This window comes from Sedimentitalea sp., from assembly GCF_039973035.1.
Lineage (GTDB): Bacteria > Pseudomonadota > Alphaproteobacteria > Rhodobacterales > Rhodobacteraceae > Sedimentitalea.
In genome coordinates, this window is record NZ_JBDWLR010000068.1 from 1 (window position 1) to 3,708 (window position 3,708).

The window sequence follows — 3,708 nt, forward strand, 5'->3', positions numbered from 1 at the left end:
ATTGGAACCTCGCTTGCGGAATTCATCAGGGCCAGTGGAGGCAATGCCAAAACATAAACAGGCCGGACAGACGACAGTACTGACGAAAATGACCGCGCATATCACCAGAAAACACTTGCAATGCAGGAGCCACCCACAGATGCCGTTGCCAGCAACATGCTGTCGCTGCGATGCGGCCCGTCAGACCGAACTTTCGCTGCAATTGCAAGATCTGATGATAGCCGAACTCACAGTGTGCGGACAAAGTGTGAATTCACTGCGCCTACGACCGCTTCGTGAAGACTTCGCCGTCATCCCGCCGAAATTGGCTTGGCTATCCGCGAGATGCGCTGGAACTTCTTCCTATACGCTGCCGGTGACAGGCCGACGCCGCGTTTGAATACCCGACGGAATGAAGATGGGTCTTCGTAGCCAACTGAACTGCCAACATCGTCTACAGATTGAGCATCTGTTTCAAGCATCTGTTTGGCTTCTTCTATTCTGAGCGCCTGCACATATTCTATCGGCGCAAAACCAGTCACAGAACGGAAGCGGCGAGAAAAAGTTCGAGGGTTCAGGCCGGATCGCGCAACCATTTGTTCGACCGGCTTAGCGAGGGCGTAATTGTCAGCAATCCAAACCTGGCAATCCGATATTTGCGCATCCGAGCTCTCCATTGGACGAGTCATCACAGAGTAAGGTGACTGACCTTCTGAGTGTCCGCTGATCAGAAAGACTTTCGCGGTTTCTATCGCATGCCGGTATCCGCAGAACCTCGCAATCAGGTAGACCGCCAAATCATGCCAGGCGCTGACGCCGCCTGCGGTCACAATACGGTCTACTTCGGCTGCCAGACATAAGATCGATTCATTGCGAAAGGCGATCTTTGGGTAATGGCGTTGAAACATATCACGGTACGCCCAATGCGCCGTCGCCTCTTTCCCGTCCAAAAGTCCCGCTTCCGCCAAAAGGAGCGACCCGGAACAGACCGACGTGAGCATAGCCCCATCCGCGTGCATCTTTCGCAACCAGGCAATTTCGCGGGGATATCGGCCCTTTGGCACATCGTAGATCGACGTAAACATGTCGCAGATGACAACGGCATCCGGTGTCGCTTGATTATCAGCCGACATATGCGGTTCAATCGGAATATTACCAATGCAATGAAATGGCTTTCCGTCTGCTGATGCAATCTTGATGTCCAAGAGCTCGTCACCCGGCGATCCGGATACCATGTCAGAATATACGGCACCTACCGATAGCAAGACATCATACAATCCATAGAGCACCGAAGCTGATGATTCTGGTGCAGCGAGCAGCACAATCAAAGGCTTTTTGGGCTGGGTCATAACAGCTCTTTGTCCAATCAGGCCCGGTATTGGCAAATTTGCCATGGTCACCTGTCCAGTATGCCTTGTGTTTGGCCTTAAAGCCACTCTGATCGTTCTGGTTGTTGGGTTAGCGTGAAGGAGAATTCAGAAAAAGGGGATGCCTAAAATGGATGATTTCACAAACATGCTAGATACGCTATCGCATGATTTTCGTGGCGAAATGATCGGCCCCGAAGACGCGCGATTTGATGCTGCACGCGGGGTCTGGAATGCGATGATAGATCGCCGCCCCGTGCTGATCGCTCAGTGTAAAACTGTTGGCGACGTACAGACTTCGGTTAGGCTCGCGGTTGATCGTGACCTGCCGATTGCGATCCGTGGCGGCGGGCACAATGTTGCAGGTCATGCGGTCTGTGATGGCGGCGTGATGATCGACCTTTCGCTCATGCCCGGCGTGACGGTTGATGCGTCTGCGCGGGTGGCCAAGGTGGAAGGTGGCGGGCTCTGGCGTGATGTGGACGCTGCAACTCAGGCGCATGGGTTGGCGACGCCCGGCGGGTTGATCTCCGATACTGGTGTCGCCGGATTGACGCTTTCGGGTGGTATTGGGTGGCTACGCGCACAACATGGTTTGGCAATCGACAATCTTGTGGCCGCTGACGTCGTCACTGCTAACGGTAAGCTGATCCATACAAGCGCAGTTGAGAACCCCGAACTGCTTTGGGCGCTGCAAGGTGGCGGTGGCAATTTCGGTGTCGTGGTCGGGTTTGAATTTGCGCTTCACCCAATTGGCCCCGAAGTCATGTTTACTGCACCGATCTACCTGGTCGAAGGCGGCCCCGAACCCATTCGGGCTTGGCGCGATTTTCTTACCAAACATGGTGATAAAATTGGATCGCTTTGCGAGTTTTCGACCGCAGGAGGCGAGGATTTCCCCGAGGAGCATTGGGGCAAACGGGTTTTTACGCTGGCTTGCGTTTACAACGGTGACGCCGCTGAAGGTGAAACACTGCTTCAGCCCCTTCGCGAGCTTGGCGAAATGTCGGCCGATTTCTCTGGACGGATGAACTATTGCGATGTGCAGCAGTTGTTTGACACGCTCATGCCCGCCGGAGACTTTCGCTGCTACTGGAAAGCCCGCTATCTGTCTGACCTCACAGACGAGATGATTGATCTGGCCATGGCCAACGCTTTGGCGGCGCCTTCTGACAATTCACTCTCATCTCTGTGGAACTTTGGCGGGGCAACTGCGAAAGTACCTGCGGAGGCCACCGCGTTTGGCGACCGATCCATGGGATGGATGTATTCACTGGATGGCGTTTGGACCGAACCGGGTGACGATGACGTAAACATTGCCTGGTCACGCGAAGGCTGGTCCAATTCTGAACGCTTTGGCCATCATGGGCGCGCTTACCTCAACTTTCCGGGCCATGGAGAGGATAATGCGGCGCTTACGCGGGCCAGTTTCGGTGCGAACTATGAACGGCTTGTCGAGATAAAGACCAAATACGATCCGCAAAATCGCTTTTGCTTCAATCAGAATATCGCACCGGAGGCTTAGGGTCGGCGTATTTCCTCTCCTATGACTCACATCAATATTTCCGACAGGAGTACAACAGGTCCCAGACAACACCCCGATTGCCGCACCAGACGGACAATGTTTTCCTGACCGACGGCGGAACAGAGACCTAGCGAATGTACAAGCGTGGGTTCAAGCTTGAGGAATTCAGTGCCTACCATTTGTTGAATGATGAACGGTCCGCGGCGGCATTGCGGGAATATTACACCGCGTTCGCAAGACTCGCGGTGAAGCTTGGCACGCCGTTCATCTTTGACAGCCTGACCTATCACGCTAGCCGGGACTGGGGTGCTCTGCTGGGATACTCCACCGAAGGGCTGGCCGAGATGAACCACAAATGCCTTGATCTTTACAGCGAACAAAGCAGTGCAAGCGCATCAAGCCTACAGCAACGAATGGAAGGGGCTGGTGCGCATGATATAGTATTGGAATCAAAATCCCCGTCATGGCCAAAAACCGATAAAGCCTTCGTTCCTTGTTGAAGTGATGGCCATGGGATGTTTGCATGGTCCTTGGGGTGGTTCCCATGAGCGCGAAATCCAAGCATATTTTGCAACACTGCGTGACCGAATTCATGAAGACTGGCCTGATCCAGCAGGATTGGGTTCAAATGTCAGTGACCGTATGGATTCAGCGATGGTCGCACGTGCTCAGAGAATTCTTGATCAGGCAAATATGAGCCGTGTTGCACGGGTCTGATTGTGGTCGAAACTTGCCCTTTCCCGCGGCGTTCAGATAACGCGCTCATACTTTGCCCGGCCAAGTTCGGTCATAAGGTTGAGCACTTTTGATCCGATGCTGATTTCGCAAACCTGGCTA

The 3,708-nt window shown here is 53.7% G+C and carries 3 protein-coding genes; 2 read left to right on the forward strand and 1 reads right to left on the reverse strand.

What is annotated here, in order from left to right; genetic code table 11:
- Window positions 1–290 precede the first annotated feature (290 nt).
- Window positions 291–1,328 (reverse strand): helix-turn-helix domain-containing protein, encoded by a 1,038-nt coding sequence (locus tag ABJO75_RS16915; protein WP_348125997.1) that lies wholly within the window; start codon window positions 1,326–1,328, stop codon window positions 291–293.
- A 148-nt stretch (window positions 1,329–1,476) separates the two neighbouring features.
- Here ABJO75_RS16915 and ABJO75_RS16920 point away from each other — a divergent pair, with 148 nt between their 5' ends.
- Both ABJO75_RS16920 and ABJO75_RS16925 read left to right on the forward strand, forming a co-directional pair.
- Window positions 1,477–2,871, forward strand: a complete 1,395-nt coding sequence (locus ABJO75_RS16920) for an FAD-binding oxidoreductase (protein ID WP_348125999.1) — start codon at window positions 1,477–1,479, stop codon at window positions 2,869–2,871.
- A gap of 134 nt (window positions 2,872–3,005) precedes the next feature.
- A complete protein-coding gene (locus ABJO75_RS16925) occupies window positions 3,006–3,371 on the forward strand; it encodes a hypothetical protein (RefSeq protein ID WP_348126001.1) in 366 nt (121 codons plus the stop codon).
- Window positions 3,372–3,708 lie beyond the last annotated feature (337 nt).